This window comes from Streptomyces sp. NBC_00286, from assembly GCF_036173125.1.
Taxonomy (GTDB): domain Bacteria; phylum Actinomycetota; class Actinomycetes; order Streptomycetales; family Streptomycetaceae; genus Streptomyces.
Genome location: NZ_CP108054.1, coordinates 2451711 through 2465953 on the forward strand (window position 1 = coordinate 2451711; position 14243 = coordinate 2465953).

General features: G+C 70.7%; 14 protein-coding genes. 6 read left to right on the forward strand and 8 right to left on the reverse strand.

What is annotated here, in order from left to right:
* Position 1 precedes the first annotated feature (1 nt).
* The 4 genes from OHT21_RS11060 (at position 2) to OHT21_RS11075 (ending at position 3576) form a co-directional block, all read left to right on the forward strand.
* Positions 2 to 1606 (forward strand): polyamine aminopropyltransferase, encoded by a 1605-nt coding sequence (locus OHT21_RS11060; protein ID WP_328768101.1) that lies wholly within the window; start codon positions 2 to 4, stop codon positions 1604 to 1606.
* Between the two features lie 304 nt (positions 1607 to 1910).
* Positions 1911 to 2114 (forward strand): helix-turn-helix transcriptional regulator, encoded by a 204-nt coding sequence (locus OHT21_RS11065; RefSeq protein WP_328768102.1) that lies wholly within the window; start codon positions 1911 to 1913, stop codon positions 2112 to 2114.
* Positions 2114 to 2506 carry a hypothetical protein gene (locus tag OHT21_RS11070; protein WP_328768103.1) on the forward strand — a complete coding sequence of 131 codons (393 nt, stop codon included), beginning with the start codon at positions 2114 to 2116 and terminating at the stop codon, positions 2504 to 2506. Before OHT21_RS11065 ends, OHT21_RS11070 begins: the two co-directional genes overlap by 1 nt.
* A complete protein-coding gene (locus OHT21_RS11075; RefSeq protein ID WP_328768104.1) occupies positions 2503 to 3576 on the forward strand; it encodes a hypothetical protein in 1074 nt (357 codons plus the stop codon). The genes OHT21_RS11070 and OHT21_RS11075 overlap by 4 nt, the downstream gene beginning before the upstream one ends.
* A 234-nt stretch (positions 3577 to 3810) precedes the next feature.
* Here OHT21_RS11075 and OHT21_RS11080 read toward each other — a convergent pair whose 3' ends face one another.
* From OHT21_RS11080 to OHT21_RS11095, 4 genes are all read right to left on the reverse strand, one after another.
* On the reverse strand, positions 3811 to 4281 hold the full coding sequence (locus tag OHT21_RS11080; RefSeq protein WP_328768105.1) for a DUF6099 family protein: 471 nt from the start codon (positions 4279 to 4281) through the stop codon (positions 3811 to 3813).
* 169 nt (positions 4282 to 4450) lie between these two features.
* On the reverse strand, positions 4451 to 4780 hold the full coding sequence (locus OHT21_RS11085; protein ID WP_328768106.1) for a nucleotide pyrophosphohydrolase: 330 nt from the start codon (positions 4778 to 4780) through the stop codon (positions 4451 to 4453).
* Positions 4777 to 6081, reverse strand: a complete 1305-nt coding sequence (locus OHT21_RS11090; RefSeq protein WP_328768107.1) for an ATP-binding protein — start codon at positions 6079 to 6081, stop codon at positions 4777 to 4779. The genes OHT21_RS11085 and OHT21_RS11090 overlap by 4 nt, the downstream gene beginning before the upstream one ends.
* A 92-nt stretch (positions 6082 to 6173) precedes the next feature.
* Complete coding sequence (locus tag OHT21_RS11095) at positions 6174 to 6563, reverse strand: cell division protein SepF (RefSeq protein WP_328768108.1); 390 nt, start codon at positions 6561 to 6563, stop codon at positions 6174 to 6176.
* Positions 6564 to 6800: 237 nt separating this feature from the next.
* On the opposite strand from OHT21_RS11095, the gene OHT21_RS11100 reads away from it, so the two are divergent.
* A complete protein-coding gene (locus OHT21_RS11100) occupies positions 6801 to 8960 on the forward strand; it encodes a molybdopterin oxidoreductase family protein (RefSeq protein ID WP_328768109.1) in 2160 nt (719 codons plus the stop codon).
* Between the two features lie 14 nt (positions 8961 to 8974).
* Here the strand turns inward: OHT21_RS11100 and OHT21_RS11105 are convergent, their stop codons facing one another.
* The 4 genes from OHT21_RS11105 to OHT21_RS11120 all read right to left on the reverse strand — a co-directional run bounded on the left by OHT21_RS11105 (position 8975) and on the right by OHT21_RS11120 (position 13072).
* Positions 8975 to 10951 (reverse strand): ABC transporter permease, encoded by a 1977-nt coding sequence (locus OHT21_RS11105; protein ID WP_328768110.1) that lies wholly within the window; start codon positions 10949 to 10951, stop codon positions 8975 to 8977.
* Positions 10952 to 10975: 24 nt separating this feature from the next.
* Positions 10976 to 11761 carry a molybdate ABC transporter substrate-binding protein gene (gene modA, locus OHT21_RS11110; protein ID WP_328774043.1) on the reverse strand — a complete coding sequence of 262 codons (786 nt, stop codon included), beginning with the start codon at positions 11759 to 11761 and terminating at the stop codon, positions 10976 to 10978.
* A 76-nt stretch (positions 11762 to 11837) separates the two neighbouring features.
* Positions 11838 to 12233, reverse strand: coding sequence for a TOBE domain-containing protein (locus OHT21_RS11115; RefSeq protein WP_328768111.1), 396 nt, complete (start codon positions 12231 to 12233; stop codon positions 11838 to 11840).
* A gap of 80 nt (positions 12234 to 12313) precedes the next feature.
* Positions 12314 to 13072 carry an FHA domain-containing protein gene (locus tag OHT21_RS11120; protein ID WP_328768112.1) on the reverse strand — a complete coding sequence of 253 codons (759 nt, stop codon included), beginning with the start codon at positions 13070 to 13072 and terminating at the stop codon, positions 12314 to 12316.
* A 230-nt stretch (positions 13073 to 13302) separates the two neighbouring features.
* On the opposite strand from OHT21_RS11120, the gene OHT21_RS11125 reads away from it, so the two are divergent.
* On the forward strand, positions 13303 to 14238 hold the full coding sequence (locus OHT21_RS11125) for an alpha/beta hydrolase fold domain-containing protein (RefSeq protein ID WP_328768113.1): 936 nt from the start codon (positions 13303 to 13305) through the stop codon (positions 14236 to 14238).
* Positions 14239 to 14243 lie beyond the last annotated feature (5 nt).

Sequence of the window (14243 nt, forward strand, 5' to 3'; positions counted from 1 at the left end):
GATGAGCGCCACCACCGCGCAAGGCCGCGAAACCACCACGGCGCCCTCCCGCCCCCCGGCCGTCGTGCACACCCGGGGGGCTCGCTTCCTGCTGCTGTTCGCCGTCTTCCTCTGCGCGGCCTGCGGCCTCGTCTACGAGCTGGCCCTGACGGCGCTGGGCAGTTACCTCATCGGCAACTCGGTGCTCCAGACCTCCGTGGTGATCTCCGTGATGGTGTGCGCCATGGGGCTCGGCTCTCTCGCCGCCAAACCTCTGCGCCGCCGCGCGGTGGGCGCGTTCGCGCTGGTGGAGGGTGTGCTGGCGCTGGTCGGCGGACTGTCGGTGCTGGTGCTGTACGCGGCGTTCGCCTGGCTCCAGCTGTACACCCCGGCGATGATCGTGGTCGCGGTGGCCGTCGGCCTGCTGATCGGCGCCGAGATCCCGCTGCTGATGACCCTGCTCCAGCGGATCCGGCGGCAGGAGGCGGGCAGCGCGGTCGCCGACATGTTCGCCGTCGACTACATCGGTGCGCTGGTCGGCGGCCTGGGCTTCCCGCTGTGGCTCCTGCCGACGTTCGGCCAGCTCAAGGGCACGCTGGTGGTCGGCGCGGTCAACGCGGTGGCCGGAGTCATCGTGGTGGTGTTCATCTTCCGCCGGCAGATCCGGCGCTGGGTGCAGGGCGCCCTGCTGGCCGGGGTCACGGCGGTCCTGGCCGTGCTCGGTACGACGTACGCGCTCGCGGACGACCTGGAGGTGACCGCGCGCCAGCAGATGTACCGGGACCCGATCGTCCACACGGAGACGACGCCGTACCAGGAGATCGTCGTCACCCGCTCCACCGCCTTCACCGGCGAACCGGACATCCGCCTCTTCCTCAACGGCGACCTCCAGTTCAGCTCCGTCGACGAGTACCGCTACCACGAGTCCCTCGTCCACCCCGCCCTCTCCGGCCCCCGCGCCAACGTGCTGATCATGGGCGGCGGCGACGGGCTCGCCCTGCGCGAGGTACTGCGCTACGACGACGTCCAGCACGTCACCCTCGTGGAACTGGACCCGGCGATGACCCGGCTCGCACGCGACTTCGAGCCCCTGCGCGACCTCAACGACAAGGCGCTCGACGACCCGAGGGTCAAGGTCGTCAACGCCGACGCCTTCAACTGGCTGCGCGGCGCCCGCCAGCACTACGACGCGGTCGTCATCGACTTCCCCGACCCGGACACGGCGGCGCTGGCCAAGCTGTACTCGGTGGAGTTCTACCACCTGCTCGGCCAGGTCCTGACGCCGCAGAGCAGGGTGATGGTGCAGAGCGGGTCGCCGTTCTTCGCGCCGAAGACGTACTGGTCGATCGCGAAGACGATCGAGACGGCGGGCTACGCGACCAACCAGTTCCAGGTCGACGTACCGAGCTTCGGTAACTGGGGCTACGTCCTGGCCACCCCGGGCGGCGGCACGTCCCCACCGCTGCGGCTGGCATCGGACGCCCCGCAACTGCGCTACCTGGACGAGGCGGTCCTGAAGGCCGCCGCGGTGTTCCCCGTGGACCGCCGCCGCCAGGACGTACGGCCGAGCACGCTGATGGACCCGGCCGTGCTGGAGTACGTACTGGACGAGTGGGAGAACTACTGACCGCCCGCGACGGCCCGCGGTCGGGATCATCTGCCGTGTGGGCGGGGACGGGTTCGCGGCAGCGGCTTCTACGACCCTCCAGAAGCTCAAGTAGGCGCTGGTGCCGGTGCAGCGGGTGTTCGGCGGCTCTGCGCTTGCTCGCGCTCCGCGCAACCCACCTCCTCTGTCATGTCACGACGTACGAGGAATCAGCTTCTGCCGCCGGGGTCAGCCTGTGGTTGATCAAGGTCTGAGCGGGCCTTGACGCCGGGAGAATGACAAGCTTCCTTGACATCTACTTGGAGTGTCAAGGAAGCTTGTCATCGTGCGGAACCATGTGCGGGAGCACCGACTCGAGCGACGGATCTCTCAGGCCGCGCTGGCCGAGGCCGTGGGTGTGTCACGGCAGACCATCAACGCCATCGAGACCGGGCGCTATCTTCCTTCGCTCCCGCTCGCGTTCGCGCTGGCCGGCTTCTTCGGCACGGCCATCGAGGAGCTGTTCACACCGAGCGAAGGTGACGCGTGATGACGGACGTAGATCCCGTGACGGAGTGGCGAGGCGACATGGCCTGGTACCTGGGCATCGCCGTCGCGTCAGGACTGGCTTTCGGGTTGGGCCAGGGGCTGGTGGCCGGGCTGGTGGCCGGTACGAGCATGCTGGTCTTCACCCTTGTCCTGGCGCTGGGCCGTCGCCGCATCGACGCCATCCGGGCCATCGGGGGCGCCGGCGACGAGCGCAACCGTGCCCTGTACATGCGCTCGTTGGCGATAGCCGGTGGCGTTCTCGGCCTGGTCGTCACCGGGTGGTACCTGGTCAGCGTGGCCCGGGGCGAGCCCGACGGGACACTGCTCGCCCTCACCGTGCTGTTCGCGGGCGTGTTCGTCGGCGCCTGCGTGGTCAGCTCGTGGCGGGGGTGACGCCGGCCGACGTGCCGCGGGCCGACACGCCCGACCGTCGGCGGCGCCGTCGTCTCGCCTGGGCGCTGGTGGTCACGGCGCCGCTGGTGGCCGAGTTCGCCTCGGGCAACTTGCCAGTCACCTACGTGTGGCTGCTGGTGATCTACGCGCCCCTGTACGGCGGCGCCGCCGTACTCATCCGCGACGCGGGCCGTCGCTCCGCGCGACCCTGGCCGGTCATCTTCACCCTGGGCTTGGCCTACGGTGTGATCGAGGAGTCGTTCATCAGCTTCTCGCTGTTCAACCCCGACTACGCCGACCTGCGGCTGCTCGACTTCGGGTGGATCCCGGCGCTCGGTATCGGGTCGTGGTGGACGACGTTCGTCGTACTGCTCCATGCCGTGTGGAGCATCTGCGTGCCCATCGCCCTGGTGGAGGCCCTGGCCGGCGACCTCGCCGATCGACCCTGGCTCACCCCCCGCGGCCTTGCCTGGGCCGTACTGGCCATCGGCCTGGGCGGAGCGGCGACGGCCGGCATCACCCTGTCCGAGGACGACTTCGTGCCATCGTCCGCACACCTGTCCGGCGCCGTGGTAGCGGTGATGGCACTTATCGCGCTCGCCGGGTGCCTGGCCCGCACGCTGCGTCGTTCGTCCCGAGCCGCAGGCGACGGCGCCGCCCCTCCCGGGGCGCCACCGGAACTCGCTGCCTCCGGTCAACCCGTGGTTCCCGCCGGGGCGGCGCCCAAGCCTCAACGGGCCGCAGCAGCTGCCGTGAGTGCCACGCTCCTCTTCGTCGCCGGCGCCGCCCAGGTCGGGCCCGCGCCGGCGGTGGTGACGGTCTACCTGGTCCTCGTCGCCTGGGGCGTGACAGCGGTCAGACGATGGTCGGCCCGCCCCGACTGGTCGCCGCGTCACAACCTCGCCCTGGCCGCCGGCGCACTGGTGCCCCATCTGGCTTTCGCCGTGGCGCAGCAGTCGCTGGTCGAGGTCCCGCTGTGGCTGGACCTGCTCGGCGACCTGATCTTCATCTCGGGCACAACCGCCCTGGTGATGGCCGGCTGGCGGGCCGTCGGTCGTTCCGCCCCTTGACACTGGCCCAAGCGGCCCTGCTGGTATGGCCACACACCATCACTTCAGTTCGAAGTCGAGGCCGGCAGCGTCGCCCAGGGCCTCGGCCTGATCCGGGGAGCCCGCCGCCAACTCGCCGCAAGGCCGATGAGGTCCGGGGCAGCGCCCCAGCCAGGTTCAGGGGGCAGGCGCTCCTGGCGGGGTCCGGGGCAGCGCCCCGAGAATGGGACGGATCGGGGCGACCGGGGCGCTCTCCTACGCCGCAGACCCTCGCTCCCGCTCCGCCTCATCCCGCACCGCCAGCCTCCGCAACATCTCCAACACCCTGTCGCGAGACTCGTCCGCCGCATCGATTGCTTCCATGCACTGCCAGTACATGGCCTCATCCGCTGCCGACGCAACGCTCACGAGGGCGATGCCCACCTCGCCCAAGAGGCCGCCGAGGTCGACGAGCGCTTGGCGGGCATCGCCCAGGTCCGTGAGTTGCGCGGCGCGCAGGGTGCCGGCTCTCGACAGGGGCACGTCCAGGACGCTGCAGCCTCTGCCCGCCAGCTCGGTCAACCCCACTGCCTCGCCTCGTAATTCGGGAGGGCCGGACATGGCGAGGCGACTGCCTATCGCCTGGGCGAGGGCCTGTGCCTGGCAGGCCTCCGCCATGATGCCCCCCGCGTCCTCACTTCCCATCAGGGCCCGTCTGCTCGCACCGATGAGCCGCACCGCGTCCATGCGCTGTCCTCGTCTGTCCCGACGCGCTCTTCACACGCCTGCCCGAACTCCGCCTGCCACTACCCAGAGTGAAGCCCCTTAGGGCAAAAGGCCAGAGGAAGCCGGAAATCTGTGGACAATAATTCGACTGTGGACAACTCGATGACTCCGGAGAGTGACGAAAAGGACGTCAGGACTCCCCTGCCGGAAACCTCTCCTCATTGCGGTCGATCTTCGCGGACAGCGCCGCGAGGGGATCGATGTCGAGCACCTCGCACAGCTGGAGCAAGTACGCCAGCACGTCCGCGACTTCGTCCGTCACGCGGGACGCCTTCGTCGGGTCGGACATCACGCGGGCAGACTCCTCCGGCGTCAACCACTGGAAGATCTCCACGAGTTCGGAGGCCTCGACGCTGAGCGCGGCGACCAGGTTCTTCGGTGTGTGGTATTGCTGCCAGTTCCGCGCCGCCGCGAACTCGGCCAGTCTGCGCTGGAGCCGGGCCAGATCAAGTTCTGTCACGGCTCAAGGTGTACCACCGTGACCCCGTCCACTCCCGAGGCCCAGGACGCGTCGCTCACGGCCCCCACCAGCCGGATGTGCCCGCGCTCGCACATCCGCGCCGCCAGCCGTACGAGCTGGTCCCGCTGACGCCCGTCCAGATCGCGGTCGAACCCGTCGGCCAGAACCGTGAGCGTCTGAAGCGCCTCGGGCACCTCCCCCGCCGTGTCGACGTCCAGCACACCCGGCCCGGTGAGCAGCACCAAGGCGAGGGCCACGTACCTCAACTCCCCGTCTCCCAGCAGTCCCAGAGGCGTCCGCAGCCCGTCGCCCCGGTCCAGCACCGCCCGGACCACCGGTGACGCCGAGCCAGCCTTGACCGCCCGGACCGCCGGTGGCACCCGGCCAGCCGAGACCGCCCGAGCCGTAGGCACCGTGGCCGATCCCTGTCCGGCGCCGGACGAAACCTCCTCGGCCAGCACGTCCACAACCCGACCCGCACACCCCTCCCGTACCGCCGCCACCAGCAGCCCATGCCGCCGTCCGCACTCCGACCGCGTACGCCACAGCACCTCGGCCAGATTGCCGCAGCCGGGCAGCAGGCGTCCCGCACCGATCGGTACGGGCACGCGCATGTGCCGGGGTACCGGGTCGCAGGCGAAGACGGAGCGCAGGGCGACCACCATCTGCTCGGCGGCGGCGAGGACTTGGCGCTGGCCGTCGGTCCGGCCGGACACGCGCAGGGGGAGCAGCGCGGTGCCGAGCCGGTCGTCGGGGAACGGAGCACGGGTCACGGCGGACGAGCCCGCGGTGTGCCAGGCCGCCTGCACGGTGGGGCGGTTGGGATCGCGGAGGGCTGTCTCCAGCAGGGTGACTCCGCCAGTCGTCAATCGCTCGCCGACGATGCGGAGTTCGGGCTCGGCCTGCACCGCAAGGTCGAGCCGTACGACTCCCGCCGGGCCGTCGACCGTGCAGCCGATGCGGAACCCGCGCCGCCGCCCGGCATCGGGCCGGGCCCGCTCGGGAACGCAGGCGGCGGGATCCGGGAACACCTCGCCCAGCGACGCCCCGCCGCCCAGTCGCGCCAGTGCCTCGTAAGCCCGCAGCGCACTGCTCTTGCCGCTGCCGCTGGGCCCCGCGAAGAGCGTCAGCGGGCCGAGCGGGAACTCCGCGCGCCGGTGTGCGGCGAAGGCCGACAGGCGCAGCGCGGTGACGCTCGGCCGCCGCTCCAGGCAGGCCGCCCCGCCACAAGCGGCGTCTTCGGCGGGCACGGCATCGGCATCGGCATCCGCGGCGGCGGCGCTCGGGAAAGGCACGGTCATATCCGGACCGTAGGCTTCCGCGGGCCTGCCGAACCGTTCCGCCCGGCAGACCTTCCTACGATCGAGGGATCAGCAGGTCAAGCGCGTGATCGTCAGGCGCCGGGGACCCCCGCGCCCTCCATCAGTCCGCCCACCTCGGTGCCCGGTGGCGTCAGCAGGAACACGTTCCGCTCGACGCGGTGCATGCCGCTCGCAAGCCCGAAGACCACGCCCGTACTGAAGTCCAGTACGCGCTTGGCGACTTCCCGTTCGGCGCCGGTGAGGTCGAGGAGGACCGGGACACCAGCCATCAGTGTCTCTGCGACCTCGCGCGCGTCACCGAAGACATTGACCCGGAGCACGACGAAGCGGCGGCGCGGTTCGGTGTCCGCGTCGGGGATCGACCGGTGGTCGACCGCCGAGGGCCAGGCGTCGCGGCCGCGCAGCGGGACGACCTGGGCGAGCCCTTCCCACTGTTCATCGGTGACGTCGTGGCCGTTCACCGGCTCCCCCCGACCTGACTCGCACTGATTACCTGCACCGGGCAATTCTTGCGCATGCTCACCCGTTCGGCCCAACAGCGACACGGGCCGCGACCCGGTCGTGCCGCACATCACGTTTCCAGCGCCGGACGGCGGCCAGTCATTAAACGCTCAAGCATCGGGCTGCGTATCAACAGGCAACCGCGGGACACCCCGCCGGACATCGACCAGGCGACCAGACGACCGAAAGGGCCCGCCGTGGCCGTACAGGGCCCTGAGAGCAGCAACGCACAGGTACGGACCGTGTGTTCGTACTGCGGCGTCGGCTGCGGAGTGGTCCTCGACATCGGGAGGGGCCCCGACGGACGGCGTACGGTCCTGAAGGCGTCCGGTGACAAGACGCACCCCGCGAACTTCGGACGGCTCTGCACCAAGGGCGCGACCACCGCCGACATGCTCGCCGCACCCGGGCGGCTCGGCACCGCCCTCGTACGGGACGAGCGCGGTGCGGAGCCGGTGCCCGTGGACGCGGCGATCGCCGAGACCGCGCGGCGGCTGCGCGCTATCATCGACGAGCACGGTCCGGATGCCTTCGCCCTCTACGTCTCCGGGCAACTGAGCCTGGAGGCCCAGTATCTGGCGAACAAGCTGGCCAAGGGTTTCGTAGGGACAAACCAGATCGAGTCGAACTCCCGGCTGTGCATGGCGAGCGCGGGCGCCGGCTACCAGCTGTCCCTGGGGGCCGACGGTCCGCCCGGCTCGTACCAGGACTTCGAGAAGGCCGACGTCTTCTTCGTCATCGGCTCGAACACGGCCGACTGCCATCCGATTCTCTTCCTGCGGATGAGGGACCGGGTCAAGGCGGGCGCGAAGCTCATCGTCGTCGATCCGCGGCGTACCGCCACCGCCGAGAAGGCCGACCTGTATCTGCAGATCAAGCCGGGTACGGATCTCGCGCTGCTGAACGGGCTGCTGCACCTCCTGTACGAGAACGGCCACACCGACCCCGCCTTCATCGCCGCGCACACCGAGGGCTGGGAGGCGATGCCCGGCTTCCTCGCCGACTATCCGCCCGCCACCGTCGCCGAGATCACCGGCATCCCGGAGGCGGACATCCGCGAAGCCGCTTCGCTGATCGCCCGGGCGGGCGAGTGGATGAGCCTGTGGACCATGGGCCTCAACCAGTCCACGCACGGCACCTGGAACACCAACGCCCTGGTCAACCTGCATCTGGCGACCGGCGCGATCTGCCGCCCGGGGTCCGGCCCCTTCTCTCTCACCGGGCAACCGAACGCCATGGGGGGCCGTGAGATGGGGTACATGGGGCCGGGTCTGCCGGGGCAGCGGTCCGTTCTCGTCGACGAGGACCGCGCATTCGTCGAGGACCTGTGGGAGCTGCCCCGGGACACGCTCCGGAAGGACGGCGTCGGGCGGGGCACCGTCGAGATGTTCCGGAGGATGGCGGACGGCGCGATCAAGGCCTGCTGGATCATCTGCACCAACCCCGTCGCCTCGGTCGCCCGTCGCGGGACCGTCATCGAAGGGCTGGAGGCCGCCGAGTTCGTCGTCACGCAGGACGTCTTCGCCGAGACCGAGACCAACGCGTACGCCGATGTCGTACTCCCCGGCGCCCTGTGGACGGAGACCGAGGGCGTCCTCATCAACAGCGAACGCAATCTCACCCTCGCCTCGCCCGCCGCGGACCCGCCCGGCGAGGCGCTCGCGGACTGGCGGATCATCGCGCGGGTGGCCTGCGAGATGGGGTACGAGAAGGGGTTCTCGTACGAGAGCGCGGAGGACGTCTTCGAGGAGATCAAGCGCGCCTGGAACCCGAGGACCGGGTGGGATCTGCGCGGTGTGACCTACGAGCGGCTGCGGGCGGGGTCCGTGCAGTGGCCGGCCGCGCGGGAGGAGGGACCGGACCGGAATCCGATCCGGTACGTGGACGGGGACGGGAAGCTCTCCTTTCCCACGGCGAGCGGACGGGCGGTGTTCCACGCGCGGCCGCACATCCCGGCCGCCGAGATGCCCGACGACGACTTCCCCTTCGTACTGAACACCGGGCGGCTGCAGCACCAGTGGCACACCCTGACCAAGACGGGGAAGGTGGCCAAGCTCAACAAGCTCAACCCCGGGCCGTTCGTGGAGCTGCATCCGCAGGACGCGCGGGAGTTGGGCATCGCCGACGGTGACGCGGTCGAAGTGGCCTCACGGCGTGGGCGGGCCGTGCTGCCCGCCGTGGTGACGGACCGGGTCCGGCCGGGGTGCTGCTTCGCGCCCTTTCACTGGAACGATCTCTTCGGGGACCACCTGAGCATCAACGCGGTGACCAGTGACGCGGTCGATCCGGTGTCGTTCCAGCCGGAGTTGAAGGTGTGCGCGGTGAGGTTGACGAGGGTTTCCTCGCCCCTGCCGTGATCCCTTGGCCGGGGTCACAGGGCGACGACCGTCGTCTCCGTCGCCTTGATACTCGTCCATACCGACACCCCGTCCGCGAGGCCGAGTTCGGTGGCCGCCTGGGGGGTGATCTCCGCGATCACGTCCGGGGCACGGTCCGAGGTGATGAGGATGCGGAGTCTGCTGCCGGTGGCGGTGATCTCGCGGACGGTTCCGGGCCAGACGTTGCGGGGGCTGCCGCTGGGTTTGTCCCGGTGGACGGCGACCGCTTCGGGGGCGATGATCGCGAGGGCTTCGGTGCCGGTGGCCAGCGGGTCCGCGATCACCAACCTCCCTCCCCCGTCGGCGAGTTGGAGGCCGTCGGCGGTCGCCGTGCCGGGCCAGGCGTTGCGGCCGAGCATGCGGGCCACCCACGGTGAGCGCGGATGCCGGGTGACCTCGGCGGGCGGGGCGTCCTGGACGGCGCGGCCCTCGTCGAGCACGAGCACGCGGTCCGCGAGCGACACCGCCTCGACGGGGTCGTGGGTGACGATCAGGCAGACTCCGCCGAAGCCTTCGAGGTGGCGTCGCAGGGTGTGCCGTACCTGGGCGCGGGTGGTCTGATCGAGCGCGGCGAGCGGTTCGTCGAGGAGGAGGAGCCGGGGACGTACGGCCAACGCCCTTGCCAGGGCGACGCGTTGGGCCTGGCCGCCGGAGAGCTGGGCGGGTTTACGGTGCGCGAGGTGGCCCACCGCGAGCCGGTCGAGCCAGTCCTGCGCGAGGCGGCGGGCCTCGGTGCGCGGTACGCCGTGGGCGCGCGGGCCGTACGCCGTGTTGGCGAGTGCGGTCAGGTGCGGGAAGAGCGCGCCGTCCTGGGGGACCCAGGCGACTGCCCTGCGATGCGAGGGCAGTGGGGTGACGTCGGTGTCGCCGAGGCGCAGTGCGGCGTGGGCGCGGGGGGTCAGGCCGAGCAGGGCCCGCAGCAGGGTGGTCTTGCCCGCGCCGTTGGGGCCGACCACGGCGATGGTGGTGCCGGGGTCCGCGTCCAGGACGAGCTGGGTGAAGCCGGTGACTTCGGCGTGCAGGGACCAGCGTTCCTGGCCCACTTCGTTGTATGAAGCTGGGGGTTCAGCGATGTCGGTGGGTGAACTCCCCTCGTCCGCCGGCGGCTTGGGCGGATGCGGGCGAGCGCTGCCCGGCGTGCCCGTGAAGCGGCCGCGCAGGGCGACGAGGACCGCCATGGCGATGGCGAGCAGGAGCAGCGAGAGGGAGGTCGCGGCCTCCGGGTTGTCCTGGAGCAGCAGGTACACCTGGAGGGGCAGGGTCTGCGTCGAGCCCGGAAGGTTGCCCGCGAAGGTGATGGTGGCGCCGAACTCGCCGAGGGCACGCGCCCAGGTCAGCGCGGCTCCGGCGACCAGGCCGGGGGCCACCATCGGCAGCGTCACCGTGCCGAACACCCGGAGCGGCGAGGCGCCCAGGGACGCGGCGGTCTCCTCGTAACCCCGACGAAGTCCGGCGATCGCCCCTTCGAGGCTGATCACCAGGAAGGGCATCGAGACGAACGTGGCGGCGACGACCGCGCCCGAGGTGTGGAACGGCAGCGTGATGCCGAAGACGTCCTCCAGCCAGGGCCCGAGCAGCCCGCGCCGCCCGAAGGCGAGCAGCAGCGCGACACCGCCAACCGTGGGCGGCAGCACCATCGGCAGCAGGACGAGCGAGCGGACGAGCGCCTTGCCGGGGAACGGTACGCGCGCCAGCAGCCAGGCCAGCGGGACACCGAGCACTAGGGACAGGCCCAGCGACCAGAACGAGACGACGAGGGAGAGCTTCAGCGCCTCACTGGTGCCCGGGCTTGTCAGATGCCCGCCCAGCTCGCCCCAGTCGGTACGGGCGAGGACGCCGGCCAGCGGGAGGACCAGGAAGGCGATGGCGAGCAGGGCGGGGAGGGCGAGAGTGAGGGGCGTACGGGGCTTACGGGAGAAGCGGGCGCGGCCGGCCCCGGGGCCCGGCTCGGCGCGGCGTACGACTTTCATGACTGGCTACGGCTCATCGAATCGTCAGGGCTTCTCGAAGCCCGCGGTGCGGAGGATCTGCTGGGCCTGCGGCGAGGACAGCCACTTCACGAAGGCCGTGGCCGCCTCGGAGTGCTGGGACTCCTTGAGGGTGGCGGCGGGGTAGGAGGCGATGGCGTTCTGGTCGTCGGGGATGGTGATCGCGGCGGTCTTGTCGGGGGCCGTGGCCGCGTCGGTCTTGTAGACGATGCCCGCGTCCGCCTCGCCGAGTTCGACCTTGCTGAGCACGGCGCGGACATTGGGCTCCTCTGAGACCGGTTTCACCGTGATGTTCCGGTCGGCCAGGACCTGCCTGCTGTAGCGGCCGACGGGCACCTCGGGAGCCGCGAGTACGACCTTCACCTCGCTGTCCGCGAGGTCCTCAAGGCCCTTGATGTTCTTCGGGTTTCCCGCGCCTACGGCGATGACCAGGCGGTTCTTGGCGATGACCGTCGGCGTGCCGGTGTCGGCCTTCAGCCCGTTCATCGTCTGGGTGTCGGCCGTGACGAGTACGTCGGCGGGGGCGCCCTGCTTCACCTGCGCGGCCAGTTCCTGCGATCCGGCGAAGGAGAAGGTCAGCTTCGTACCCCGGTGTTCCTTCTCGTACGCCGCGCCCGCGCCCTTGAAGACGTCGGTCAGGGAGGAGGCGGCCAGCACGGTGAGGCTGGCCGTGTCCGAACTACCGCCTGTCTGCTCGGCGTTGGCGTCGTCGCCGCAGGCGGCGAGCGAGCCGAACAGCGCGGCGGCGGTGATTACGGCTGCGGCGCGGCGCCCTGGGCGGAGGAGGGACATGAGGAGGGACATGCCGTGGTGCTCCTTGAGAGGGCGAGGGCGAGGGGAGGCGCCGGGGGCCGTGCCCCGCGCTTGATCAGGCACGGTCGATGTGCACATTGGTCGACTTCACGCGGGCGGTGGCCTGCATACCGACCTCCAGGCCCAGTTCCTCGACGGCCTCTCGGGTCAGCAGGGAGACCAGGCGGTGCGGGCCCGCCTGTATCTCGACCTGGGCCGCGACATCGCCCAGCTTGACGGCGGTGACGATGCCGGGGAACGCGTTGCGCGCCGAGGTGTACGGGTGCTCTTCCTCACCGGTGCCGCTCTGCGCGAGCTCGACGGAGAACGCGGCCAGATCACGCCCGTCGACGAGGCGACGGCCGCCTTCGTCGCGGTGCGTCGCGATACGGCCGGCGTCCGCCCAGCGGCGCGCGGTGTCGGCACTGACACCGAGCAGCCGGGCCGCCTGACCGATGGTGTAGGACTGCATGTGCGCCAGATTAAGCGGTGCTGCCTCGCATCTGCAATGGCGGGCTGGGCATAAGCCCAGCAAGTGCCAGCTTCGTACGTCTAGTCGATCATCTCCAGGTCCGGCGGGACGAGGGTGGTGGACTCGACCAGGCCCCTGAGGAGGTTGTGCAGGAGGTTGTTGTCGGTGGGTGCTCCGGAGTCCTTGTCGTGTATCAGCGGGTAGGGGAAGCCGCCGTCGTGGAGTCGCTTGCGGACCTCCGTGATCTTGTGCTCGATGCGGCGGTCGGTCCAGTGGTCGTCCGGGCGCAGGCACTCCAGCAGGCGGGCGGCCCGCCGGTAGGACAAGGGGCGCGGGCCGTCCTCGTACAGCAGGTAGTGCTGGCCGATCACGACCAGCAGCAGCCGTTCCTGCTCGGAGAGCGGCCAGATGTGCGGCTTCAGGGTGCTCGCCTGGCGGCGCGGTACGAGGCCGGGGGCGTCGTGGCCCGTGACATACAGCTCGACCAGGTGTTCCCGGTAGCCCGAGCCCCGCACGAACAGCGGGGTGTAGCCGGGGGTGAGCGGGATGGGTTCGGTGCTGGTGTGCATCAGGCGGCCGTGTGGCAGGCGGACGAGTTGCTGTCCGGTGTTGCGCAGCCACCATTGGCTCGCCCGGTACGTGAGTTCGCCGTGCCGACGGCTGACCCGCAGGTCGTCCTCGCCCACCGCGAGGTCCACGTCCGTTTCCTCACCGCGGCCGAAGCGGATCGTCAGGCCCGGTCGGGGCGGGACCCTGATGCCGCCGGTCAGTGAGCGCGCGTGCAGGGTGCCTGGACTGGCCTCGGCGACACCGCGCGCCAGACTCGCGAGCTGGTCCATGGTGGCCTCCATCTGTCTTCTCGGTGTCGGGGAGTCGGTCGGGTGGGGTGCGCGCCCCCCTCCGCCGCGCACCCCGGCGCCAGTGTGCCCGCGGGCATACGGGACCGGTCCCCGGCGGGGTCGTTCCACGGGATGCGCGGCTACTATCGCCCCCATCGCTCGATCACCAGGAAACCTGTTGATTGGCCCCGACAAGAACTCGACAACAAACAGTCCTGGAACGGAGCCGTATGTCCCTCTTGGCCAGGCCGGCGGTGGCCTCCTTCGCCGCGAAGCTCATGCAGCGTCTGCTCGGCCTCGCGAGCCGGCGGTCCAGCGGACGGGGTTCCGTGGCCTCGTGGCGTGCGCGGCTGCCCGAGTTTCCGCGCGCCGTCCGCGAGTTGACGGTACCGACGTCCATGGCTCCGGCCCCGGTCGTGGTGTACATGCCCAAGATCGAGGGTGGCGTACTCCCGCCGGTTCACGTCAACTTCCACGGCGGCGGATACGTGCTGCCGGGGGCGGAGATGGACGACGCGCTGTGCCGTTTCCTGGCCGCGGAGGCGGGCGTGGTCGTAATCAACGTCGACTACGTCGTCGCCCCGCAGCATCCGTTCCCCGCCGCGCCGAAGCAGGCGTACGAGGTCGTCCGCTGGGTGGCCGCGCACGGCGCCGAACACGGCTGGGACGGCAGTCGTCTCACCGTGGGCGGGCAGAGCGCCGGCGGCGGTCTCGCGGCGGCGGTGGCACGTCAGGCCCTCGGCGCGGGCGGGCCGGCGATCGCGCTCCAGGTCCTCCACTATCCGCCGCTCGACCTCGCGACGAGCGCCAAGGACAAGAAGGCCCACATCCCCAAGCCTGCCTTGCGCCCGTGGATGGCCGCGATCTTCGACAACGCGTACGTGCCGGACGTGAGCCAACGCACCGACCGCCTGGTCTCTCCGGCCAACCCGGCGGACACCGCGGACCTCACCGGTATCGCCCCGGCGCTCGTCATCACCGCGGAGTACGACCTCCTGCGAGCCGAGAGCGAGCGGTACGCCGGACGCCTGTACAAGGCCGGGGCGCTGGCCGAGCACCACGTCGTACTCAAGGCCGACCACGGCTACGACCTCAGGGACGCCGAGGCCGCCCGGCCGGTCTACGCGCTGATGGCGGACCATGTGCGGCGGGCCGTCAACGCATAGCAGCC

Bases quoted from the DNA above. Each gene is read 5' to 3' on its own strand.
- OHT21_RS11060 (WP_328768101.1), top strand. From the start codon at position 2: ATGAGCGCCACCACCGCGCAAGGCCGCGAAACCACCACGGCGCCCTCC.
- OHT21_RS11080 (WP_328768105.1), bottom strand. From the start codon at position 4,281: ATGGACGCGGTGCGGCTCATCGGTGCGAGCAGACGGGCCCTGATGGGA.
- OHT21_RS11115 (WP_328768111.1), bottom strand. From the start codon at position 12,233: ATGCAGTCCTACACCATCGGTCAGGCGGCCCGGCTGCTCGGTGTCAGT.
- OHT21_RS11070 (WP_328768103.1), top strand. From the start codon at position 2,114: ATGACGGACGTAGATCCCGTGACGGAGTGGCGAGGCGACATGGCCTGG.
- OHT21_RS11125 (WP_328768113.1), top strand. From the start codon at position 13,303: ATGTCCCTCTTGGCCAGGCCGGCGGTGGCCTCCTTCGCCGCGAAGCTC.
- OHT21_RS11105 (WP_328768110.1), bottom strand. From the start codon at position 10,951: ATGAAAGTCGTACGCCGCGCCGAGCCGGGCCCCGGGGCCGGCCGCGCC.
- modA (WP_328774043.1), bottom strand. From the start codon at position 11,761: ATGTCCCTCCTCCGCCCAGGGCGCCGCGCCGCAGCCGTAATCACCGCC.
- OHT21_RS11090 (WP_328768107.1), bottom strand. From the start codon at position 6,081: ATGACCGTGCCTTTCCCGAGCGCCGCCGCCGCGGATGCCGATGCCGAT.
- OHT21_RS11120 (WP_328768112.1), bottom strand. From the start codon at position 13,072: ATGGACCAGCTCGCGAGTCTGGCGCGCGGTGTCGCCGAGGCCAGTCCA.